Consider the following 23,967-nt stretch of genomic DNA (forward strand, 5'->3'; position numbering starts at 1 on the left):
GGAAGTCTGCTGCGGCGAAGAACCGGTTGATCCTCTCCAGACGATGCCCGTCGCCATGCATTCATGGGCTTTCGTTATCTCGTTCGGGAAAGAATCGGATGACGGGCAAGAATCGGGTTGCACTGCGGGGTCGCAGGCACTAAAGCACCCGCTTAGCCCAAAACCCGAAAGTCCCGGCCGTGTCAGCGCCCCTGAGCGCGGACGGTCCGCGCGCGTTATGAAAGACCGAGATGCCTAAACGTACAGACCTGAAGTCCATCCTCATCATTGGCGCCGGCCCGATCGTCATCGGCCAGGCCTGTGAGTTCGACTATTCCGGGGTCCAGGCGTGCAAGGCGCTGCGTCAGGAAGGCTACCGCATCATCCTGGTCAATTCGAACCCCGCCACGATCATGACCGATCCGGACGTGGCCGATGCGACCTATATCGAGCCGATCACCCCGGAATTCGTCGAGAAGATCATCGCCAAGGAGCGCCCAGACGCGCTGCTGCCGACCATGGGTGGCCAGACGGCGCTCAATACGGCGCTGGCCCTGGAAAACTCGGGCGTGCTGGCGAAATACAATGTTGAAATGATCGGCGCCAAGGCCGAGGTCATCGACAAGGCCGAAGACCGCCAGAAGTTCCGCAACGCCATGGACAAGCTTGGCCTCGAATCGGCCAAGTCGGCCGTCGCCCACACCTGGGAAGAAGCCGTCGAGGGGCTGAAGGCCATCGGTGGCCTGCCCGCCGTGATCCGTCCGTCGTTTACGCTGGCCGGCACCGGCGGCGGCATCGCCTTCAACCAGGAAGAATTCAAAGAGATCGTCACCAGCGGTCTCGACCTGTCCCCAACCACCGAAGTGCTGATCGAAGAATCGATCCTCGGCTGGAAGGAATACGAGATGGAAGTCGTCCGCGATAAGGCGGACAACTGCATCATCGTCTGCTCGATCGAAAACGTCGATCCGATGGGCGTGCACACGGGCGATTCGATCACCGTGGCGCCTGCCCTGACCCTGACGGACAAGGAATACCAGATCATGCGTTCGGCTTCGCTGGCCGTCCTGCGCGAAATCGGAGTCGAAACCGGCGGCTCGAACGTCCAGTTCGCGCTTAACCCGGCCGATGGCCGCATGATCGTCATCGAAATGAACCCGCGCGTGTCGCGCTCGTCGGCCCTGGCGTCGAAGGCCACTGGCTTCCCCATCGCCAAGATCGCCGCCAAGCTGGCCGTCGGCTATACGCTGGACGAACTGACGAACGACATCACCCAGGTGACGCCGGCCTCGTTCGAGCCGTCGATCGACTACGTCGTCACCAAGATCCCGCGCTTCGCTTTCGAAAAGTACCCGGGCTCCGAGCCGCTGCTCGGCACCTCGATGAAGTCGGTCGGCGAAGTCATGGCGATCGGCCGCACCTTTGCCGAGTCGGTGCAAAAGGCCCTGCGCGGCCTGGAAACCGGCCTGTCGGGCTTCGACGAAGTTGAAATCCCCGGAACGAAAAACGCTGAACCGCATGCCCTGCGCGAGGCCGTCATCCGCGAACTGGGCCGCCCGACGCCGGACCGCCTGCGCGTCATCGCCCAGGCCTTCCGCCACGGCCTGAGCGTCGAGGACATCAACGCAGCATGTAACTACGAGCCGTGGTTCCTGCGCCAGATCGAAACCATCGTCTCCGAAGAAGCCAAGATCGGCGCACTGGGCCTGCCCAAGTCGGCGCACGGCTTCCGCACGCTGAAGGCTATGGGCTTCTCCGACGTGCGCCTGGCGCAACTAACCGGCCAGAAAGAAAAAGACGTCCGCGCTGCTCGCCGCGAGCTTGGTGTGCGTCCCGTCTTCAAGCGCATCGACACCTGCGCCGCCGAATTCGCGTCGAACACCGCCTACATGTATTCGACCTACGAGTCGGGCGCATTGGGCCAGATCCCGGAATGCGAAGCCGATCCGACGGATCGCAAGAAGGCCATCATCCTCGGCGGTGGTCCCAACCGGATCGGCCAGGGCATCGAGTTCGACTATTGCTGCTGTCATGCCGCCTTTGCCTTCAAGGACATCGACATCGAAGCCATCATGGTCAACTGCAACCCGGAAACGGTGTCGACCGACTACGATACCTCCGACCGCCTGTACTTCGAGCCGCTGACGGCCGAAGACGTGTTGGAACTGATCCATGTCGAGCAGTCGAAGGGGCAACTGGCCGGCGTCGTCGTGCAGTTCGGCGGCCAGACACCGCTGAAGCTGGCCCAGGCGCTCGAAGACGAAGGCATTCCCATTCTCGGCACCTCGCCCGACGCCATCGACCTGGCCGAAGACCGCGAGCGCTTCCAGCACCTGCTGCGCGACATCGAGCTGACCCAGCCGATCAACGCCATTGCCCGCACGCCCGACGAAGCCTTCAAGGCCGCGCATGAGGTCGGCTATCCGATCGTCATCCGTCCGTCCTACGTCCTGGGCGGCCGCGCCATGGAAATCGTTCGCGACGATGAACAACTGACCCGCTATGTCCGCGAAGCCGTGCAGGTGTCGGGTGACTCACCCGTCCTGATCGACCAGTATCTGTCGGCCGCCATCGAGGTCGATGCCGATGCCCTGGCCGACGGCACCGACGTGTTCGTTGCCGGCATCATGGAGCACATCGAAGAAGCCGGCGTCCACTCGGGCGACTCAGCGTGTTCGCTGCCGCCCTTCTCGCTGAAGCCGGAAACGGTCAGGGAACTGGAACGCCAGACGGTCGAACTGGCCCGCGCACTCAAGGTCCGCGGCCTGATGAACGTCCAGTTCGCCATCGAAAATCCTTATACCGATCCGAAGATCTACGTGCTGGAAGTCAATCCGCGTGCTTCGCGGACCGTACCCTTTGTCGCCAAGACGCTGGGCCAGCCGCTGGCCGGCATCGCCGCCAAGATCATGGCCGGTGAGACCCTCGCCTCCTTCGGCCTCAAGCCGCGCGACTACCGCCATGTCGCCGTCAAGGAAGCCGTCTTCCCGTTCGCCCGCTTCGCCAATGTCGACACGGTCCTGGGGCCGGAAATGCGCTCGACCGGTGAGGTCATGGGACTCGACTGGGTGCGCGACGGCGAAGAGATGATCGACGCCTTCTCGCGCGCCTTTGCCAAGGCCCAGCAGGGTAGCGGCGTCAAGCTGCCGACCTCGGGCAAGGTCTTCGTCTCGGTCAAGGACCAGGACAAGCCGGTGATCGTCGAGTCGATCCGAACCCTTCTCACCCTCGGTTTCGAAGTGGTCGCCACCGGCGGCACGTGCGACTATCTTGAGGAACACGGCGTCAAGGTCGAGCGTATCAAGAAGGTGCTGGAAGGCCGTCCGAACATCCTGGACGCCATCAAGAACGGCGAAATCGCCCTGGTCCTCAATACGACCGAAGGCAAGCAGTCTTTGTCGGACAGCTTCTCGATCCGCCGCACGACGCTGATGATGAAAATCCCCTACTACACCACCGCCTCGGGCGCTGTGGCCGCCACCCGCGCCATCGCGTCCGGCGCCAAGGAAACGCTCGACGTCCGCGCACTGCAGGAATACGCCTGACCGCGCGAATCTATCGCAGCCGCGAACGGTACTCCGTTGCGGCTGCGAACAGAAACGGCTATAGCCCTGGCTGTGGGTACAGAGGGGGCTACGATGGACCACAGTGAGTTCGACAAGTATCGCAAGGCATTGACCTTCGCGGTGCCGGTCCTGTTGTTCATGCTGTTTTTCACGCCGGCCATCCTGGACCCCACGCGGGTCGGGTGGCTGCTCGACGGCGACTGGGGCCAGCACTTCCTGGGCTGGCACGCCTATCGTCAGACGCCGCTCGCCTGGCCGTTCAACCATCAGACCCTGCTGTCGCATCCGACGGGCCTGAGCCTGATCTACACCGACTCCAACCCCCTGGTGTCGATCCCCATGCGCTGGCTGAGCGGCGTGCTGCCGCAGCACTTCCAGTTCATCGGCTGGTGGTTCCTTATCTGCCTCATCCTGCACTACTTCGTGGCCTACCGGCTGGTGGCGCGCCACGCGCCCGGGCAATGGTCGGCCCTGGCCGGCGCGACCCTGCTGACGCTTCTGCCGACCCTCTACATGCGCATCGGCCATGATACCCTGTGCGCCCACTGGCTGATCCTGTCGGCGCTGTATGTCTTCTTCGAGATCAAGGATGAACGCCGCAAGCTGGTCGGCTATGCCGGCCTCCTGGGTATCACCGGCCTTATCCATCCCTATATCCTGTTCATGCTCCTGGCCATCTGGGGCGCTGACCAGCTGCGCGTTACCGGCGCCTTGCTGAAAGGCCGCGACTGGGCAGGACTTGCCAAGGCGGTCGGCCTCGGCCTGCTGACGCTCATTCCACCGGCCATCACGCTGGGCATCGCCGGCGCCTATTCCGGCCAGAGCGCCGGCAGCGACGGCTTCGGCGTCTACGGCATGCCGCTCGACGCCCTTTTCAATCCGTCGCGCAAGGACTTTGCCCTGGCCTTCCTCAATGGTCCTCAACCGCCGCGCATGGCGTTTGAAGGCTTTCAATACCTGGGCGCGGGGCTGCTGGTCCTGGTGGGCGCGGCCATCTGGCTGTATCGCAGGTCGCCGGCGGTCAAGTCCGCGTCCGAGGTCCTGGCCATCGCGCGGCCCCTGAAATGGCCCTTCATGATCCTGTTGGTCCTGGCCATCACCGACCATATCCACCTTTACTCGATCAAGCTCCTCGACCTGTCCTTCCCGACGCCCATGGTCAACGTGCTCAACATCGTGCGCGCGTCCGGCCGCCTGTTCTGGCCGATCGCCTATACGCTCGTCTTTCTGGCCCTGATCTGCATCTACCGCACGCGACCCCGGACCATGGGCCTGTTGCTGGGGGCAGCGCTTGTCCTGCAACTGGCCGACATGTCGCAGTTCGCTACCCACATCCGCACCCTGACCGGCCGTGCGGCGACCGGCCAGTCCTTTTCGCTGACCCCCAGCCCGCAATGGAGCGTCGTGATGGCGCGCACCGAAATGGTGTCCTTCCAGCCGGCCGTGCCACTCACCGAGAAACGCGCCTTCTATGAAATCATCCTGCACGCGCTCGATCGGAAAGTACCGGTCAACATGATGTACGCCGCGCGCGAAAATCCGCACCAGGACGCCATCCAGCGCCAGGAATACAGCGAATTCCGCGCCGGCAGGCTGAACCCGCGCCGCCTGTACGTCATGCTGGGCAAGGCTGTGCCCGCCGGCCTTGAAGACCGGGTGCGCGAGATCGACGGCATCTGGATCATCCCGCCGCAAGGCGCCGAAGCCGGGCTCAAGCGCCCCGGGGCCGAACCGTTCGAGACCGGCAAGACCTACGTGATGGGCGCGGCCAACGCCTCGGTCGTCTGGTTTGGCGACGACTGGCAAATGCCGCAGGTCGATGCGATGAACACGGCCGGCCACGCCGGGGTGATCACGCCGGGCTTCGTTCCCGTGCCGGGCAAAGCCTATCGCGTGACGCTGTCCTTGCGCGCCTGGCGCAGGGCCCAGACCCTGATCGTCGCGGTGAACGGCGTAAAGCTGAAAGAGCAAGCCCTGGGCAAGAAGGCCACCGAGGTCGTCATCGATGTCCCGGCCGATGCGCTCCAGGGCGGGCGCATGCAGATCGCGATCGACAATCTGCGCGCCGCCCCAGACCCCGGCAAGAAGCCCGACACCAAGGCCATGGGCGTGGAACTTTACAGCCTGCGCATCGATCCGCGATAGACTTTTTCCTGCCGCGATATTTCGCCGAAAACCGCTGCTCGCTTTTTCGGCGCATCGCCTGGTCGGTTCACGACCTTGTGAGACCGCGCGATTCCGCGTATGATGACAGCGCGGACGCACAGGCAATGCTGCGCCGCAAAAAAGCCTTGAGTCGCCATCAGAAGTGGCGGCTTTAAGGCATTTGTGTGCCCGGTGACGGCGCTCTCCTGTTACTTATGATTTGTGAGTTGATCCGGCATGTCCTTGTCGCAATGGCTTAAGCCTAAACTTTGGCTGTCCACTGTGCAGACGCTTCCCGACCCCGTGCGCAACGGTCTGTTCCGGGCGGCGGTTATCCTTGCGCCCATCTTTCTCTTCCTGGCCTTTTTCAACCCGTTCATCGTCGATCCGACGCGCATCGGCTGGCTGCTTGATGAGGACTGGGGTCAACACGTTCTGGGCTGGAATGCCTTCCGCCACGAGCCCTGGTCGACCTTCAACCACGAATACATGCTGGGCGCGCCGGTCGGCAACAGCCTGTTCTCGACCGACTCGAACCCGTTCTTCGCCTTTATCTTCAAGCCGTTTTCAGCCTTCCTGCCTGACCGCTTCCAGTATATCGGCCCGTGGTTCCTGTTCTGCATGGTCATGCACTTTGTCTTCGCGTGGAAGCTGGTGCGGCCGCATGCCCCCGACCGTTGGGCGGCCCTGGGCGGCGCCATAGCGCTCAGCCTCCTGCCGATGCTGACCTACCGCATGCGCCACGACACCCTGGTCGCGCAGTGGCTGGTACTGTGGAGCCTGCACATCTTCATCAATGTCCGGGGGGAAATGCGCAAGACGGTCCACTGGGCGGCGCTTCTCGGCCTGTCAGGGCTGATCCACCCCTACCTGCTGTTCATGATCGCAGCGATCTGGGGCGGTGACGTGCTGCGCCGCTTCTGGCCGGCGGCCCGCAAGCTCGATCGCGCGACACTGCTCGACGTCACCTGGCGCGCGCTGGTCGTCCTGGCTTTTCCGCTGGTGACGCTCGGCATCGGCGGCGCCTACGTCAAGGGCATGAGCCCGGGCGCCGGCGGCTATGGCTTCTACTCCTTCCCGCTCGACGGCTGGATCAATCCGGTGCGTGGCGACTTCTCGCAGATCCTGAAGGCGTGGCCGCTCGACGGCGGCCAATATTTCGAAGGCTATCAGTATCTCGGTTTTGGTCTGATCGTCCTGGTTGTCGCGGCCATCGTCCTCTACATCACCACGCCCGAAGCCAAAGAGTCGCGCCCCTTCTTCAGCGGCCTCAAATACCTCACCCTGCCCTTTATCGCCCTGTTCGTGATCGCGGTGTCGAACCACGCCCAATTCTATGGCTACACGGTATGGCAGTTCGACCTGCCGTCCTGGCTGCGCGGACCTGCGGCGGTATTGCGGGCCTCGGGCCGCCTGGTGTGGCCGATCACCTATTGCCTGATCCTGGCGGCGCTGGTCGTGCTGTTCAAAAGCCGCCCGAAACTGGTCGGCATTATCCTGCCTCTCGTACTCATCATCCAGGCCTACGACATTTCCGGCGTCGCCAAGGCCATGCGCAGGGCAACCGCCCTGGCCGCAACCGGCAAGACATACTTCGTGACGCCCAGCCCGGTCTGGGACGAATTGGTGACCCACTCCCGCGGCATCGACTTCTATCCGCCCAATGTCCACCTCAATGACCGGCTGTTCTATGAACTGACCTGGCGGGCGACGTCACAGGCCAGGCCGGTCAACACCATGTATGCCGCGCGCCAGAACCTGATCCAACTCACCCACGAGCGTGATGGCCGGGACGCATATCGAAAAGGCATGGTCCGTAACGACCGCCTGTTCGTTTTTCTCAAGCAGTGCGATGTGCCCGCCTCGCTGCAGTCGCGCGTCCGCATGGTGGATGGCTTCTGGGTCATTCCCCCCGATGGCGCCACAAACCTGCCCCTCGATGCTCCGCTGTGGGACCCGATTAAACCGCACGTCAAGTTCGGCTGGCTCGACCAGGGCAACTGCCTGATCGATGAAAACTGGAACGGCCAGGAATATGACGGCATCTGGAGCAATGGTCCGCAGGCCGATATCGATATTCCGATCCGCGCCATGGATTTCAAAACCCCGCCGAAGGCACTGGACCTCAGCCTGAAGGCCAGGAGCCGTGTGCCGGCGACCGTCGCCGTTCTCGTCAATGGAAAGCGCGCCACGACGCTTGAGCTCAACCACCGCACGGAACAGTACACCATCCCTCTCCCGGCCTCGGTTCTGCGCAATGACAACCTCAATATCCGGTTCCTCATCACGTCTTCGGACGAAGCACCCGTCAAGCTGGCGGTCCTGCGCGATCCCGGCGGCCGTTCGCCTGGCGCCAAGGCAGCTGTGACGCCGGCACCGTCGCTCAAGCTTATGAACATGGAGTTTGTCGAGCGTCCCGAGGTCGAAGACGAAGCCGCAAAGGACGCCCTGCGCGCCCTGGCCGGTGATAGTTGACGCCCTGAAATATCGCTATTTCATTTCGGGACAAATCAAACTATAAGGGCTGTCCCGCGATCAATGGTGCGCTGCAAAGCGCGCGGTTATCCACGGGGATCTGCTGGCGCGCTAAAGGTTTTTGCGCACAGCTTCTTGCAGGTCTTTCACTGCGAACCTATCTGCCCTGCCGGTCGCATCCCCCTCGACCGCTTGTAGGGCTTTTGTCATTCCTCAGGGGGGATGAAGATACTAATCGCACATGGAAAAAGTGCCGATGACCGTCGCGGGCTACAAGGTTCTCGACGAAGAATTGAAGCGTTTGAAGTCAATCGAACGTCCCGCAGTAATTGCCGCCATTTCGGAAGCCCGTTCGCACGGTGACCTGTCCGAAAACGCGGAATATCATGCCGCCAAGGAACGCCAGGGCTGGATCGAAGGTCAGATTGCTGACATCGAGGACAAGATCAGTCGCGCCCAGGTGATCGACGTGTCGAAACTGAGCGGCAACCAGATCAAGTTCGGCGCCACCGTCACGGTCGTCGATGAGGACACCGAGGAAGAAGGCCGCTATCAGGTGGTCGGCGACCACGAGGCTGACGTGAAGTCCGGCAAGATCTCGCTGTCGTCGCCGCTGTCGCGCGCCATGATCGGCAAGGAAGTCGGCGATGTCGTTGAAGTCGTGACCCCCGGCGGCGTCAAGGCCTACGAGATCGCCAAGGTCGAGTGGATCTAAAGCGCTTTCCGAAAAGTGTGACACGGTTTTCGGACAAAAAGCGCGGCAAAACTCAGTAACGTCCGGCGCAAGCCGGACCGTTTCAAACTCTCAATGTCAAAGACTTGTCCGGGAAACGCCTCGGCAAGTCTTTGACATATAAGCCCCTTCCCTTGGCCGGTGAGGGCAGTCGGCAATTCCGTTGGTGAAACCGGAGCGTTGATGACGTCAGTGACCCATAAGAACGTGCTGACCATCTGGGCCGTATCCGACGGCCGTGCCGGTATTGAAAGCCAGGTCCTGGGCCTGGCCGAAGCCATTGCGCGACAGACCCCCGCCGACATCACCACCAAGCACATCCGCTACGCCAGGATCTTTGACCGCTGGCCGACCCCGTTGAAGGTCCTGCCCGATAGCATGCTGGCGGCCGACAGCGATCCTATTGCTCCGCCATGGCCCGACATCTGGATCGCCGCCGGCCGTGCCACCTTGCCCCACTCGCTGCGCATGCGACACAGGTCGGGCGGCAACACCCTTGTGGTGCAGCTCCAGGACCCAAAGCTGGCTTACAGACATTTCGACCTGATCGTCGCCCCCGAACACGACAACCTGACCCTGGCTCATGTCCTGCCGCTGCTGGGGTCGACCAATCGCATCACGCCTGAACGGCTGGCCAGCGAGTATGGGCCATGGCAAGCCCAAATCGAAGCCTTGCCGGCGCCGCGTATCGCCGTCCTGATCGGCGGACGGTCAAAAGTGTATGACATCGGCGAGGCCCGCGCCGAAACACTGGCCGAGGAGATTCGGGCGGCGGTCACGCAGGCCAATGGCTCGCTCTTGCTAAGCCTGTCACGCCGCACGCCAGAGGCTGCCCGAGCGGTGTTCGAACGGGTGCTGTCGGGCCTGCCCGGCATCGTCTATACCGGCGACGGCCCCAATCCTTATTTTGCCTTCCTGCACGCTGCCGACCATGTCCTTGTCACCGAAGACTCGGTCAATATGGCGACCGAAGCGGCCGGCACGGGCCTGCCGGTTCATCTGCTCGGCATGGATCGCCTGCGCCCCAGCCAGAAGTTCGACATCTTCCACAAGAACCTGCGCATGCACGGCATTGCCCGGCCGTTTGCCGGCAAGCTCGACGGCTGGACCTATATCCCGCTCAACGAGACCGCCCGCGCCGCACGCCACGTTCTTCAGGTTTATGCGCAAAAGCAGGCTGGCGCCGCGCATAAATGATGACAAGGCGGCATCGGCTCCCTATCTAATGGCCGTTAATGTTTGACGATTCCATAGGCTAGAAAATGCCCAAGCCCCAAGCTGCTCCCCGCCCCGTCCGCTGCGCCATCATCGGTACCGGCCCTGCCGGCTGGACCGCCGCCATCTATGCGGCGCGCGGCCTGCTGTCGCCGGTCATCTTCACCGGTCCGCAAGATGGCGGCCAGCTGACCATCACCACCGATGTCGAAAACTACCCGGGCTTTGCCGAGGTCGTCCAGGGTCCTTGGCTGATGGACCAGATGAAGGCCCAGGCCGAGCACATGGGCACGGAGACCATCGCCGAGATCATCACCAAGGCCGACCTGCAGCAGCGCCCCTTCCTGCTCGAAACCGAAAGCGGCGCGCAATACCTGGCCGAAACCGTCATCATCGCCACCGGTGCCCAGGCCAAGTGGCTGGGGCTTGAATCGGAAAAGACCTATCAGGGTTTCGGCGTGTCGGCCTGCGCCACCTGCGACGGCTTCTTCTACCGGAACAAGGTCGTGGCCGTCGTCGGCGGCGGCAATACCGCCGTCGAAGAAGCGCTGTTCCTCACCAAGTTCGCTTCCAAGGTCTATCTGATCCACCGCCGCGAACAGCTGCGCGCCGAAAAGATCCTGGTCGAACGTCTGTTAAACGACCCCAAGATCGAGCCGATCTGGAACGTCGCCCTCGACGAGATCCTGGGCGAAACCAATGCGTTTGGCGGCGCGGGCGTCACCGGCGTCCGCCTGAAGTCGACGCTCAACGAAAGCGATGACGACCGCGTCGTTGACCTCGACGGCGTCTTTATCGCCATCGGTCACGCCCCGGCGTCGCAACTGTTCGAAGGCCAGTTGGAGACCAAAACCGGCGGGTACCTCGTTGTCGAGCCCGGCACGCCGAAGACGTCGATCAAGGGTGTCTTCGCGGCCGGCGACGTTACCGACGACGTCTACCGCCAGGCCGTCACCGCGGCCGGCATGGGCTGCCAGGCTGCGCTGGAATCGATCCGCCTGCTGGCCGAAGAGGACCATCATCATTCGCTGCTGACGGCGAAGGAGGTCGATGAAGAGTTCGCCCACCTGACGCCCAAGCAGAAGAAGGTCGCCGCAAAGGTTTAAGCGGCGGCCGTCAAACGCCGGGCTTCCCGGAACGCCGTCGGCGTCTCGCTGAACTGCGCCTTGAACGCCCGGTTGAACGGCCCGATCGAGCCGAAACCGCAGTCGAGCGCGATCGTCAGCACCGGCAGGTGATCGCAGCTTGGATCTACCAGCCGGCGTGCTGCCTCTTCGATGCGGAAGTGATTGATCATGTGGTTGAAATTACGGAAGCCCAGCGCGCCGGTAATGCACTGCGTCACCTTGTATTCCGCTTCATTGACGCGCCGCGCCAGATCGGCGACCTTGAGATCAGACACGGTGTAAACCGCTTCGTCGGTTAGCTGGGCCAGAATGCGTGCAGCCAGGACCTCATCGGTCGAGACAATAGTCCGGCGCCGGACCGTTTCTGGCTGCGGCGCATGGCCACGATACCAGATCGCGGTGCCGGCGCCCAAAACGGCCAGCACCGCACAGGTCAGCTTGATGACCCCGCTCCATACCTCTATCGCGCTGCCTGCCGGGGCGCCGTTGGCCAGGACGACAGCGGCAGCCGTCAGGGCGGCGTGTCCGCTCAGGAAGGCAAGGCGAAACCGTCGTTCGCCCCCTGGTAGGTCCTTGCGCATCTCCCGTAACGGCTCGCTCAGCGCCAGCAGAAGCACGGTCGAACTGATCAGTCCCTGAATATTGGCAATCATGTGCGACAACGGCTCTGCCCGGCCGTCGGCGAACTGGACAAAAGCCCCCGCAGCCACAAGGACCAAGACGGCGGCCAATGGCCAAGGCGACGCCCGCGCAGCCTTCGGCCGGAACAGAGCCCGCGCCAGCAGCCATGACCATCCGCAGGTCGCGTTGGCGGCAATGGCGATCAGGTCAGAGATAATACCGAACCGGTCGCCGATCAGCCGACCGAGGAAAAAGAAGGCGATCGCGCAGATAAACAGCGCACCATAGACATGCGTGTCCTTCGGTCCTTGGCGGTCGATACCCGGCGGTGACGCAAAGATGTCGTGTGTCGTGGCCAAGGCCTGCCTCCCCGTAAGACATCGCATCCTACACCATTGCGCGCCCCTGAACGATAGAGGCCATAAGTGAAAATATATCGCCGATTTCCAAATCGGCGAGACGGGACTGTCTTGCGCGGGAAATCTTCGGTCATGATCGCGGCCGTCGCCGTGATGCCGATGGAGACACCGCCGTACATGCCCCCTCAATCACCCCCTGCCGGCAGCACCTTGCTGCGGCGCTCAGGCCTGACCTTTTATCTTACCGCCGCCGTGGGCCAACTGGCCTTTATCTGGATGATCATCGCCCACTATGGCCGCGAGACGATGAGCGGCAACTATCCCGGCTGGAACGACAAACCGATCATCAAGGGCTATGTCGAAGGCGACGTCGCCGGCAATATCATGTTTGCAGCCCACGTCCTGCTGGCGGTTGTCGTCACGCTGGGCGGACTGATCCAGCTCATACCCATGATCCGCAGCCGCTTTCCGGCCTTGCACCGCTGGAACGGCCGCCTGTTTATCGTCATCGCCTTTGTCATGGCGCTGGGTGGCCTTTGGCTCACATGGGCCCGTGTGACCTACTTCACAGTCCTGCAAGCCATTCCCGTCTCAATCGACGGCGTCCTCATCCTTCTGTTCGGCACCGTCGCCTGGCGCCTGGCCATGAAGCGCCAGATCGATGCCCATCGGCATTGGGCCATGCGGACCTTCATGGTGGTCAATGGCGTCTGGTTCCTCAGGGTGGAGATCATGGGTTGGGCGGTCCTCACCCGTGGATGGGGACTGACTGAAACCCTGTCCGGCCCCGTCGATATCGTGCTGCAATTCGGCTGCTATCTCATCCCGTTGGCCGTCCTGGAGCTCTATTTCCTGGCGCAGCGCAGCCAGAAGGCCGTGACCAAACGCGTGGTCAGCGCCCTGACGCTGATCCTGACCGCCTTCATGGCCATCGGCATCGGTGGCGCGATCGCCTTCATGTGGGGCCCCTACATGCTGTAATCCGCGCCAAAAAAATTCCCTGGGCGTTTTCGAAAAAATTTTCGCAGGCGCCCTTGAACGGCTATTTCGGGTGCCCAAATCATAGTGCGAAGGCGCCGCTGACGGGCCTTCTTGACGGACAGCATCGCCCAGTTGGGGATGTGGATGTCTTTCAAAATCAAACCTTTATGGACGATGTACTCCGTCCGTAAGCACTCGCTTTTTAATGAGGAGAGCCCCTATGCGTACCGCTATCGATTTCTCGCCCCTGTATCGTTCGGCTGTTGGTTTTGACCGTCTGGTCAACCTGCTCGACACCGCCACTCGCGCCGATGCCGCGCCGGGCTGGCCGCCGTACAATATCGAACGTTTCCCTTCCGAAGACGGTCAGAGCGACACCTATCGCATCGAAGTCGCTGTCGCCGGCTTCCGTCCCGACCAGCTGAATATCGAGGTCAAGGAAAACGTCCTGACCGTAACCGGCAAGAAGGACAATGACGACGGCAACCGTACATTCCTGCATCGCGGCCTGGCCGAGCGCAGCTTTGAACGCCGCTTCCAGCTTCATGACCACATCCGCGTGACGGATGCCGAACTGGCCAATGGCCTGCTGTCGGTCGGCCTCAAGCTCGAAGTGCCGGAAGCGAAGAAGGCCAAGCAGATCGCTATCAACGTCGCCGGCAATGACAGCCAGCCGGTTCTCCAGGCGGCCGAGTAAGACCTGCTATACTACCCGGCGCAGTTCTTTTCCCCCTGCGCCGGTTCTACCCTCTTTGTTTCCCCTAAACTCCCGCGGCCTTCAGGTCCGGCAGACGCGTTGCACCTTTTATCCCCCTGGGGCGCACCACTGCCGGAGACCTGAAGGTCTTTTTTTTTCGTGCTTGTTATGCGCGCCTGGCAATCGCCAGCAGGACCAGGGCCAGGCTGCCAAGCACCAGGAAGCCAGCCGTCATCGGGATGACCGTGTCGTTGTAGAGCTGGCCGATAAAGGTGCCGAGGCAGATCGAGATCACCGATGCTGTCGATCCGATAATCGCCGAAGCGATGCCGGCGATATGGCCCATCGGCTCCATGGCGAGCGCATTGAGATTGCCGAACAGGAACCCCATGCAGAAGAAGACGCAAGCAACATAAGCGACGAACATCCACAGCGTCGCCGGCATGATCAGATTTACGCCCAGGAATACTGCCGAGCAGACGACGATCGCCGCAAAAGCTATGGCCACAATACGCAGCATGCCCATGCGCTCGACGATCCGCGAATTGCTCAGCGACGATACACCGAAGGTCAGAGCCAGGCCGCCGAAATACAGGGCGAACGCATTGCCTACGCCGAAATGTTCCTGGAAAATCTGCTGGCTGGAATTGAGATAGCCGGTCATGCCGCCGAAGACCAGCGCGCTGGCGACCATGTAGCAGACCGTACGGCGATGGCCGAAGACCGCAGCCGCGCCACTGATCATGTGTGCGACGCTGAATGAGATGCGCTTTTCCGGCGGCAGGGTTTCTTCCAGCCGGATCGTCACCCAGACCATTACCGCCAGGGCATAGACGATGAACATCACAAAGATATAGCGCCATGAGGCGAACGACAGGATGGCGACGCCAAGGCTTGGCGCCACGGCGGGCACCATGATGAAGATCATCATGACCAGCGACATGACCCTGCCCATGGCGCTGCCGCTGTACTTGTCGCGCACGATCGACATGGTGGAGACGTAGGGGCCCGACACGCCAAGGCCTTGCAGGAAGCGCCCGACCAGCAGGACTTCGATGCTATTGGCCAGGACGCAGACGACGCTGCCGATGAGGTAGAGGACGATGGTCACATAGATGACGCGCTTGCGACCCAGGGCGTCCGACAACGGTCCGCAGATCAGTTGGCCCACCGCCATGCCGGCGAAGATCGAGCTGATGATGAACTGCGCCTGATTGGGGCTGGTAAGCCGTAGGTCGTCGCCAATGATACCAAGCGCCGGCAGCATGGCGTCGATCGAGATTGCCACCACCGACATCATCACGGCCATCAGCGCGACGAATTCCGCGCCGCTTTTCTTGCTATCTACGGTCATGAAACTTCCCGTGGCTTTACCGGCATTCGAGTACCGGCGCTTAGCCATCACGTCTACAGGATTTTGTCAGCAGAGGCTATTTCGCCGGCAGGGTTTCGACGAAGCGTCGCGCCATGGCGATCCAGTCTTCGAGCGAATGTTCGGCATCGACCTCGCTAACGAAGACAAAGCCCTTCATAACGCGGCCGCCCATCTCCATCTGAATGGCGCCACGCTTCAGCGCTTCGGCCGTTTGGGCGGGGCCGACACGGAACATGAACCGGCTCCCGGCGGATTCGCGGCCGACAGCGCCGAGCATATTACCGTTGAGCATGAAGACCAGCCCACCCATCATCCGCTTTTCAGCTATCCGGGCGCCTTGCCCCAAGGCGTCGCGGAAACGCATGGCCTGCAGTTCACTATAAGCCATGGCGAAGCTCCTCATCCATTGATGCGTGAGCCTAAGATCGAGCGGCGTTTAGGGCAAGGTCAGATTAACTGGCCAATTGGCCGCGCAGGCCCACGCAGGTGACGTGTTCGAGCTGTTCGAGGTTCATACTGGCGTTTTCGAGGTTGGCCCGGGACAAGTCGGCGCCGTCCAGCATGACCAGCTTCAGTTCAGCGCCGGCGAAATTGACACCACGCAGACGCGTTTCGCGCAGGTCGGCCGGCAGCATGCGGTCCTTGGCGATCATCAGCGCGCCGAGATTGGCGCCTTGAAGGTTCGCTCCATCCAGACGCGCCTTATACAGTCGCACCCCGCGCAGGTCCGCGCCCTGGAGATTGCAGTTGCGCAGGTCGGCTTCTTCGAGGTGCGCGCCCTGAAGCTGGACGTCGCGCATGTCAAGGCCATAGAAGACCGCGCCCTTGGCGGACAGGGCGGTCAGGTTCAGCCCCTTGATCGAGCCAAGTGCGCGCAGGTCGGCCTTGTCGAAGGTCGACGGCTTGCCTTCCTTGCCGAGGGTATCGACCCATTTAGCGTGGTCGTGCAGCATTTCGCCGTAAGGCAATGTCTTGACGTCGGTGCCGATAACCTTGTCGGTCAGCACACCGGTCATGTCGGTCTGGCTGACGCGCCACGAATCCGTCTTGGCCTTGATCAATACGGCGTCTTTTAAAGACGCGCCGGTCAGATCCGCACCCGACAAATCGGCGCCGGCCAGGTCGACATTGTTCATGATCGCCTGCTTCAGGTTGGCGCGTACCAGCTTGCAGTGCTTCATGACAGCGTCGGTAAAATCGGCCTTCATAGCCTGGATGCCCGACAGCTTGGAGCGTTCGAGATTGGCGCCGCGCAGGTTGGCGTAGGTTGCTTCGGCGGTGCGCATCGAGATTTCGACGTAGGACAGGCCGGTCGCCTTGTCAGGCAGTGCCAGGGCCCCTTCGCGCAGGTCGGCTTCGTAGAGGTCGACGCCCGACAGGTTGGCGCCGCGCAAACAGGCGCCACGCAGGTCGACGCGGCGCATCGAGGCGCCCGTCAGATTGGCCAGTTGCAAGTCTGCGCAGAACAGGTTGGACTTATCGAGGACAATGCCAGCCATGTCGCAGTCGGTCAGGATCGCGGCGGTGAAGTCGGCATCCTGGAGATTACGGCCGCGTAAAGACAGGCCCGACAGGTCGCACCAGGCAAAGACCGCCCGCGCCCCGCCCGGTTTGCAGGCAAAGAAGCGCTCATGCTTGACACACATCTGGTCGATCTGGACCTGTGTCAGCTTGGTGTACTTCTTTTCGCCGGAAGTGGCGCTCATGAACTCTGGCGTCCTGATAATACGAACGTTCAGGATTACACGGAATGATTAATATTTGGCTGTGGAGTCTATTAATCCTGAATCTACAATGAGTTGTGCTTCTGTTGAGTCTGGCCGGACGAAGAGATGGCGATAGCCCTTGTCGGCCCAGTCCTTGAGATCGGCCGGTGTTCCGGTGAACTCGGCATCGAAACCTTCGGGGGCTTCGGCGATTTTGACGAGGGGAAGTCCGGTCTTGAGCCAGTGGGCAAATGGCGCAATCAAGTGCGCGGCCTCATCTTCCAGCAAACCCTGCTCAACCGTGATCCCGGCATCTTTCAGTCGCTGGGGGCCTTTATGGGAAGCGTAAGGCGATGGGTCTTCGCAGGCGTAGACGACACGCGCGACCTTTGCGTCCACCAGTCGCTGCGAACAGGAACAGGCGCCGGTGGAACGTTCGCCGCACGGTTCCAGCGTGACATAGGCAATGGCGCCTTCGGCCGCCTCGCCCGCCATCTCCAATGCAGCCTCTTCCGCATGCGGCCGTCCACCGTCACCTGTCGCGCCTTCGGCGATGACCTTGCCATCCTTAACGATGACGCAGCCAACGGCAGGGTTAGGCCAAGTCTTCCCCGGTCGTGCCAGGGCAATGGCTTGACGCATAAGTCCCATCTCCTCTTTCTTTGGTCCCCTCTCCCCTTTCAAGGGGAGAGGGTTAGGGTGAGGGGTCTTCGCAGGATGAAACTGAAAGTCTGGCGCCGTTTCAAGCTCAGTAATCTCACCATCACATATGGCAGCTATTGTTTCCAATACACCTGCCATCGCACTGTTACTTGAGAAACGCGCAACAGCCCATCCGTGTTCATTCATGTACTGATTACGAACAGCGTCGGCGGGGTTATCGATATGCTGGCTACCGTCGAGTTCCACGACCAACCGGCTATCCAGACAAACAAAGTCAGCGATATATCTGCCGATAGGAAACTGCCGGCGGAACTTGCGGCCATTAAGCTGCCGGTTCCTCAAGGCCAGCCAGAGCCTGGATTCAGCAACATTCTCGGGCGTGCGGAACACCCGAGCTAACGGAGTCAATCTGGAACGACGGCGACTCATAGCTTCGAGCCGCGTGTGCTGAAACCACAGTAACCCCTCATCCGGCCTGCGAGCAGGCCACCTTCTCCCCTCAGGTGGGGAGAAGAGAGGCGCAGGCGGGGAGAGGCGCCTATTATCGCCCTACTCCCCGATAACCGGCAGCGGATTGGCGCGCGACTCGTCCAGATATTTCGCCCATTGCGGCTTCAGCGCCGGATCGAGATTCACGACCAGCGGGTTACCTGTCGGGACTTCCAGTTCCAGGATCGTCTTTTCATCAAGGTCGAAGAGCGACTTGATAATCGCCCGGATCGAGTTGCCGTGCGCTGCGACCAGCACCGTCTTGCCCGACTTCAGCGCCGGCGCGATGGCGCCGTCCCAGAACGGCATGACGCGGTCGAGCGTCGTCTTCAGGCTTTCAGTGTCCGGCAGTTCAGCACCGGCGTAGCGGCGATCGCCCTTGAAGTCATATTCGCTGCCGGCTTCCAGCGGCGGCGGCGGCACGTCGTAAGAGCGGCGCCAGATCTTGACCTGATCCTCGCCGTGCTTGGCAGCCGTTTCGGCCTTATCCAAGCCGGTGAGACCACCGTAATGACGTTCGTTCAAACGCCAATCCTTAATGACCGGAACGTAAATCTGATCGGCAGATTCCAAAGCCAGATTGCAGGTGCGGATGGCGCGGGTCAAGACCGAGGTGAAGGCCTGGTCGATATGAATGCCTTCGGCCTTGATCAGTTCACCGCCGCGGCGGGCCTGGGCCTCACCTTCGGCTGTCAGATTGACATCGACCCAGCCGGTAAAGCGGTTTTCCAGATTCCATTGGCTTTGGCCGTGGCGGAGCAGGACGAGCGTGGGCATGAAGGCAACCTCGATATATGAATTCCTGCGCGCGTTTTAGAAGCGGAGGCCTTCACGCACAAGCTTTAGATTTTTGCTTGGTCGCGATATTAAGTCAAAAACCGCTCACACTTTTTGGCATATCGCTCAGAAGATTCGGATCGTATCACCCGGGCGGATCGATCCGCCTTTGATAATCCGTGCATAGATGCCGCAGTCACGATGCCCGTAGTTTTCCCACAATGCCGTGCAGACATCGACATCACGCTCGGCTGTATCCGGGTTCACGTGGGTCGCCACGCAACGCACAATCGGCTTCAGGACCTCGAACTCTGGCCCATCGTCTCCAACGCGAATATGGCAGCCGACCCATTCGTGATCCCCGAAAGCAGCCAGTCCCTTCAGCCAGATATTGGCGCGCAGACGCAACGGATCAAGATCGCAGTTAAGCCGCGTTCCTAAGTCATGCAACGAGTTCAGATTCAAAAACGAAACAAAGCCCTTGCCGGAATCGGTAAAGCGAAAATGGGTCTGGGTGTGCTCAAAGGACGGCGATTCCAGCACGTTTAACGGTTGTAAAACCGGGTCGTAGTCCTCATGCGCGGCCAGCCGGGTCTCGACATGACGCGCCAGGCTGTTGCGCCCGGCTACGGAGGTGAGGTCGAAATCCCACGTCCCCGATGCATCCGAAATGTGGAGGCTTCCCGCGATCTCATCGTAACGCGTCCGCAGCCGCGCCACGGCCGGAAAGCGGGCCAGGACAGCGAACTTCATCTTTGAGATGGTCTTCGGATTTTCGGCATCAAACCCTGACGGTCCGACCTCCATGGCATAGAGGCGGTCGTACGGGAAGAAATCGCCCTCCGACAACACGGCTTCCGCGACAGGCTCCGGCGTGAATCCCTTGATCGGGTGCCGCCACAATGCCTCAACGGTCGCGGTCGCCAGTGTCATCCCATTTCTTCCTCAAGCATGGCCAGGCGCTCGGCCTGGTCCTCGGCGATCAAAGCGTTGATCATCTGGTCCATATCGCCTTCGACGAACTGCGGCAGGTTATAGATGGTTAGGTTGATGCGGTGATCGGTCACGCGACCTTGCGGATAATTGTAAGTGCGGATGCGTTCCGAGCGGTCGCCCGAGCCGACCTGCGACTTGCGGGCATCAGAGCGCGCCGTATCGAGCGCCTGGCGCTGCATGTCGTACAACCGGGCCTTCAGGTTGCGCATGGCGATGGCGCGGTTCTGGTGCTGCGACTTTTCCGACGAGGTCACAACGACGCCCGACGGCAGGTGGGTAATGCGTACCGCCGAGTCGGTCTTGTTGACGTGCTGGCCGCCGGCGCCGGATGAACGATAGGTGTCGATGCGCAGGTCCTGGTCGCGGATTTCGATCTCGACGTCCTCGGCTTCCGGCAGCACTGCCACTGTCGCCGCCGAGGTATGGATGCGGCCTTGCGTTTCGGTTGCCGGTACGCGTTGGACGCGATGCACGCCGGATTCGAACTTCATCTTGCCAAAGACACCCTCGCCCGTCACCGAGGCGATGATTTCCTTGTAGCCGCCCATTTCGCCTTCGCTGACCGAATCGACTTCGACCCGCCAGCCCTGCGCCGACGCATAACGGCTGTACATACGGAACAGGTCGCCGGCGAAGATGGCGGCTTCGTCACCACCGGTACCGGCGCGGACTTCCAGGATGGCCGAGGCGTTGACGTCCTTGTCCTGCGGCGCCAGCAACAGCGCCACGCCGCGTTCGAGATCCGGCAGCGATGCCTTAAGCTCCGTCAGCTCTTCTTCGGCGAGCGGCGACAGGTCGGGATCGCCCAAAGCCGCCATTTCCTCAAGCTCCGGCACCTGCTGGCGCGCCTTGATCAGGCGCTCGACCGCGTCGCACACAGGCTTGATTTCGGCGTGCTCCTTCGACAGGCGCACGATCTCGGCGCCTTCGGTCGCGGATTCCATGCGCGCCTCGATCATGCGGAAGCGGTCCATGACCTGTTCGAGCTTGGCTTGGGGAAGGTGTATCAAGGCTATACTCTCGGCAATTCAGCGATTGCCTACTCTTATTTAGGATAGGTATCAATGAACGACTGCCGCTTTTCAAGTTCGGCGGTCAGCGCTGCCACCTTTGGCGCGGCGGCCTGCCAGTCGAGATGCGGATAGCGGAAGGTCGTATAGGTCCCGGCGATTGCCAGCGTGATCGCCGCCAGATCGAAAACATCCGCCGCCGGGCAGTCCTTCTCGATCGCCGCAAAGCCGCGCATAAGGTTGTCTTCCCAGCGCTTCAGCCAGAAGGGCGACTGATATTGCTCCGGCCGGCGGAACTCCAGCACCATCTTGACCAGCATTTCGATCAGGCCCGAAGCTGCAACCTCGGTCCGGCGCATGACCCACAGCGCCTCTCCCTGCGGGGACAGCTTGCCGCCAGTCAACGCATCCAGGCGCGCGGCGATCAGACTGCTGTCCGTCCAGCGCACGCCATCATCGTCGATCCATGCCGGAATTTGCGCCAGCGGGTTGGCATCGACCAGTTCCGGCAGGTTCTCGACCGGAATGGCCATGACTTCATCGACCCTGGGCAGAAACCCGGTCTCGCGAACCACGATGCGTGCCTTGCGGGCATACGGAGATGCGGTGTTGAAGAACAGCTTCATGAAAACCTCGTGGTCGGAAGATGGCGATACCGGCAGGTGAATGCCGTGCAAAACCTTGCCCGTCAAGGCCTTCAGGGTGGCCAACGCAGCACGCCAAATCGCGTTAAATCAAGCCTTTTCAGCGGTTTGCCTTAATTTAAGACTTCCTGTGTAAAACTCGTAACATTAAGCGTCCCCTCAGAACGAGGCCCGGGTGAAAAACGGTACAACCGAAGCGAAATTGATGGTCCCCATGGCCGTGATCGTGCTTGTCGCGGTCATGGCGCTTGTCGGGAGTCTCTGGGTCTGGGCTGAACAGGCCGACAGCCTGGCGCGCACACGTGAAGAAAGCCTTGTCCGCAAGGGATTGGACCAGATCGCCGCCGATCAATCGATGCTGATGACACCGATCACCATCTGGGACCAGGCGACACTCAGCACTGCCGTCAACTACGACCCGAAATGGGTCCGCGGCAATGTCGGCGAGTATTTCCAGAAATACCTCAAGTTCGAATCGAACGTCCTGCTCGATGCCGACGGCAAGGTGCGCTTTGCCTATCACGACAGCCAGGAAGTCAATCCCGGCGTGTTCACGGCCACCCTGGCTCAAACGCAATCGGTGACGCGCAACCTGCGCAACCGCTACACAGCGGATATGGCTGCCGGGCGCGGTTACAGCGCCGACAGCAACCACGCTGGCAAGGTAATCGCCGCCGACGGCCACCTCTATATCACGGGCGCCAGCCTGATTCTGCCCGACACTGCCGGCTCACCGCTCCTCAAGCATCCGCCATTCATCGTCGTCGGCATGCACGAAATCAAGGCGCCGGAACTGGCCGCTCTGTCCGACCGATACATGGTGTCGCCCATCTCGCTGCTGGCGCGCGGCCAGACACCGCACACCGGTAACGCTTCGGTCGCGTTTACCGACACGAATGGGGCGGTCATTGCCCAACTGAGCTGGCAGCCGGACACGCCCGGCAAGACCCTGTTCCTGCGCACTATCGGTCCCGTCCTGATGATCTCGCTCGGCCTCGGCGTGGTGGCCCTGGTCCTGCTGCACACCAGCCAGAAGACAGCGCAAAGCCTGACCGCGTCCGAAGCTAAGGCCAAGCACATGGCTCTGCACGACAGCCTGACTGGCCTGCCCAACCGCACCCTTTTCGCCGACCGTCTTGGCCAGGCGTGTGAGCGCATGAAGCGCCAGGGCGGCCAGGTCGCCGTCATGTGTATTGGGCTGGACCGCTTCAAGGACGTCAACGACACGCTGGGTCACCTGGCTGGCGACGAGCTGATCCGCCACAATGCCTCAAAGATCAACGGCATCATCCGCGCCTGCGACACCCTGGCCCGGCTGAGCGGCGACGAATTCGTCATTATCCAGACCGACACGGACGGCCACAGCGCCGCGACCCTGGCCAAGCGCGTCCTCGAAACTCTGACTGGCAGCGTTACGCTCGACAGCGGCCAGGTGTTTTCGTCGTGCTCGATCGGCGTCACCCTGCTGACCGATGGCGATATCGAACCCGCCGAGGCGCTGCGCCAGGCCGACCTGGCCCTGTACCGCGCCAAGGATGCCGGCCGCGGCCAATATGCCTTCTTCGAAGTCGAGATGGACGCCACGATCAAGCTGCGCAAGACGCTTGAGACCGGCCTGCGCGAAGCCATCCACGTCGAAGCGCTCGACGTCGTCTACCAACCCCAGGTCGACCATTTCGGCAAGATCGTCGGTGTCGAGGCCTTGTGCCGCTGGACGCATCCGTCGCGCGGGCCCGTCTCGCCCGGCTATTTCATTCCGCTGGCCGAAGAGTGCGGCCTGATGAACGATCTCGGGACCTTCGTCATGCGCCGCGCCATGCAGGATTCGCATCGCTGGCCCGGCCTGAAAGTCGCCGTCAATGTCTCGGCGACCCAGATGCGCCAGCCCGACTTTGTCCAGACCCTGAGCGATCTGCTGACCGAAACGCGTACCCAGGCATCGCAGATCGAGATCGAAATCACCGAAGGCGTCCTGCTGGCCGACGACCACGCATCGCAACTGGTCCTGCGCGACCTGCGCCATATGGGCTTCTCGATCGCGCTTGACGACTTCGGCACCGGTTATTCGTCGCTGGGCTATCTCAGCCGCTATCCGGTCGACAAGATCAAGATCGACCGGTCTTTCGTGTCGAACCTGGGCAACGATCCGGAAGCCGAAGCGGTCATCCGCGCCATCGTGAAACTGTCCAAGGCCCTGAACCTCAATATCATTGCCGAGGGCGTCGAGACGCGCGCGCAGAAGAACCTGCTGCGCCAGGCCGGCTGCCAGATCATCCAGGGCTTCCTCTATTCACGCCCTGTGCCGGTGTCCGATATCGACGCGTTCATGCGCGACGGCGGCGGCAAGATCGTGCTGACCGAAGAACCGGAAGCCCTGCGCAAGGCGGGGTAAACAGACAGCAGCGTGTA

18 protein-coding genes are annotated in these 23,967 nt (G+C 61.7%); 9 read left to right on the plus strand and 9 right to left on the minus strand.

The features are described from left to right. Positions 1–230: 230 nt before the first annotated feature. From carB to trxB, 6 genes are all read left to right on the plus strand, one after another. Complete coding sequence (gene carB / locus AC1DON_RS11490) at positions 231–3,524, plus strand: carbamoyl-phosphate synthase large subunit (protein WP_476934939.1); 3,294 nt, start codon at positions 231–233, stop codon at positions 3,522–3,524. A 93-nt stretch (positions 3,525–3,617) separates the two neighbouring features. Next, on the plus strand, positions 3,618–5,690 hold the full coding sequence (locus AC1DON_RS11495; RefSeq protein WP_476934940.1) for a DUF6311 domain-containing protein: 2,073 nt from the start codon (positions 3,618–3,620) through the stop codon (positions 5,688–5,690). A 237-nt stretch (positions 5,691–5,927) separates the two neighbouring features. Next, positions 5,928–8,165, plus strand: a complete 2,238-nt coding sequence (locus AC1DON_RS11500; protein ID WP_476934941.1) for a DUF6311 domain-containing protein — start codon at positions 5,928–5,930, stop codon at positions 8,163–8,165. Positions 8,166–8,406: 241 nt separating this feature from the next. Further along, positions 8,407–8,880 carry a transcription elongation factor GreA gene (gene greA / locus AC1DON_RS11505; protein ID WP_476934942.1) on the plus strand — a complete coding sequence of 158 codons (474 nt, stop codon included), beginning with the start codon at positions 8,407–8,409 and terminating at the stop codon, positions 8,878–8,880. A gap of 201 nt (positions 8,881–9,081) precedes the next feature. After that, on the plus strand, positions 9,082–10,095 hold the full coding sequence (locus tag AC1DON_RS11510) for a mitochondrial fission ELM1 family protein (RefSeq protein ID WP_476934943.1): 1,014 nt from the start codon (positions 9,082–9,084) through the stop codon (positions 10,093–10,095). A 65-nt stretch (positions 10,096–10,160) separates the two neighbouring features. Beyond that, the gene (gene trxB / locus AC1DON_RS11515; RefSeq protein WP_476934944.1) at positions 10,161–11,219 is read left to right on the plus strand and encodes a thioredoxin-disulfide reductase; all 1,059 of its coding nucleotides are present in this window, start codon (positions 10,161–10,163) and stop codon (positions 11,217–11,219) included. Here trxB and AC1DON_RS11520 read toward each other — a convergent pair. Further along, positions 11,216–12,220 (minus strand): helix-turn-helix domain-containing protein, encoded by a 1,005-nt coding sequence (locus AC1DON_RS11520; protein ID WP_476934945.1) that lies wholly within the window; start codon positions 12,218–12,220, stop codon positions 11,216–11,218. The genes trxB and AC1DON_RS11520 overlap by 4 nt on opposite strands. Positions 12,221–12,352: 132 nt before the next feature. Between AC1DON_RS11520 and AC1DON_RS11525 the strand changes: the two genes are divergently transcribed. Together AC1DON_RS11525 and AC1DON_RS11530 are read left to right on the plus strand one after the other, a co-directional pair. Further along, positions 12,353–13,201, plus strand: coding sequence for a DUF2306 domain-containing protein (locus AC1DON_RS11525; protein ID WP_476934946.1), 849 nt, complete (start codon positions 12,353–12,355; stop codon positions 13,199–13,201). A 220-nt stretch (positions 13,202–13,421) separates the two neighbouring features. Beyond that, the gene (locus tag AC1DON_RS11530) at positions 13,422–13,898 is read left to right on the plus strand and encodes an Hsp20 family protein (protein ID WP_476934947.1); all 477 of its coding nucleotides are present in this window, start codon (positions 13,422–13,424) and stop codon (positions 13,896–13,898) included. A 166-nt stretch (positions 13,899–14,064) separates the two neighbouring features. Here the strand turns inward: AC1DON_RS11530 and AC1DON_RS11535 are convergent, their stop codons facing one another. The 8 genes from AC1DON_RS11535 to AC1DON_RS11570 all read right to left on the minus strand — a co-directional run bounded on the left by AC1DON_RS11535 (position 14,065) and on the right by AC1DON_RS11570 (position 21,624). Continuing rightward, positions 14,065–15,252 (minus strand): multidrug effflux MFS transporter, encoded by a 1,188-nt coding sequence (locus AC1DON_RS11535; RefSeq protein WP_476934948.1) that lies wholly within the window; start codon positions 15,250–15,252, stop codon positions 14,065–14,067. A 76-nt stretch (positions 15,253–15,328) separates the two neighbouring features. After that, positions 15,329–15,661, minus strand: a complete 333-nt coding sequence (locus tag AC1DON_RS11540) for a TfoX/Sxy family protein (protein WP_476934949.1) — start codon at positions 15,659–15,661, stop codon at positions 15,329–15,331. Between the two features lie 64 nt (positions 15,662–15,725). After that, positions 15,726–16,979 carry a pentapeptide repeat-containing protein gene (locus tag AC1DON_RS11545; RefSeq protein WP_476934950.1) on the minus strand — a complete coding sequence of 418 codons (1,254 nt, stop codon included), beginning with the start codon at positions 16,977–16,979 and terminating at the stop codon, positions 15,726–15,728. Positions 16,980–17,027: 48 nt separating this feature from the next. Beyond that, on the minus strand, positions 17,028–18,071 hold the full coding sequence (locus AC1DON_RS11550; RefSeq protein ID WP_476934951.1) for a DUF559 domain-containing protein: 1,044 nt from the start codon (positions 18,069–18,071) through the stop codon (positions 17,028–17,030). 120 nt (positions 18,072–18,191) lie between these two features. Continuing rightward, the gene (gene gpmA, locus AC1DON_RS11555) at positions 18,192–18,908 is read right to left on the minus strand and encodes a 2,3-diphosphoglycerate-dependent phosphoglycerate mutase (protein ID WP_476934952.1); all 717 of its coding nucleotides are present in this window, start codon (positions 18,906–18,908) and stop codon (positions 18,192–18,194) included. A gap of 126 nt (positions 18,909–19,034) precedes the next feature. Then, positions 19,035–19,841 carry an MOSC domain-containing protein gene (locus tag AC1DON_RS11560; RefSeq protein ID WP_476934953.1) on the minus strand — a complete coding sequence of 269 codons (807 nt, stop codon included), beginning with the start codon at positions 19,839–19,841 and terminating at the stop codon, positions 19,035–19,037. Then, complete coding sequence (gene prfA / locus AC1DON_RS11565; RefSeq protein WP_476934973.1) at positions 19,838–20,911, minus strand: peptide chain release factor 1; 1,074 nt, start codon at positions 20,909–20,911, stop codon at positions 19,838–19,840. The genes AC1DON_RS11560 and prfA overlap by 4 nt, the downstream gene beginning before the upstream one ends. 38 nt (positions 20,912–20,949) lie before the next feature. Then, on the minus strand, positions 20,950–21,624 hold the full coding sequence (locus AC1DON_RS11570; RefSeq protein ID WP_476934954.1) for a glutathione S-transferase N-terminal domain-containing protein: 675 nt from the start codon (positions 21,622–21,624) through the stop codon (positions 20,950–20,952). A gap of 109 nt (positions 21,625–21,733) precedes the next feature. On the opposite strand from AC1DON_RS11570, the gene AC1DON_RS11575 reads away from it, so the two are divergent. Further along, complete coding sequence (locus AC1DON_RS11575; protein WP_476934955.1) at positions 21,734–23,950, plus strand: bifunctional diguanylate cyclase/phosphodiesterase; 2,217 nt, start codon at positions 21,734–21,736, stop codon at positions 23,948–23,950. The last annotated feature ends 17 nt before the right edge of the window (positions 23,951–23,967 follow it).

This window comes from Asticcacaulis sp. P4_H10, from assembly GCF_056400965.1.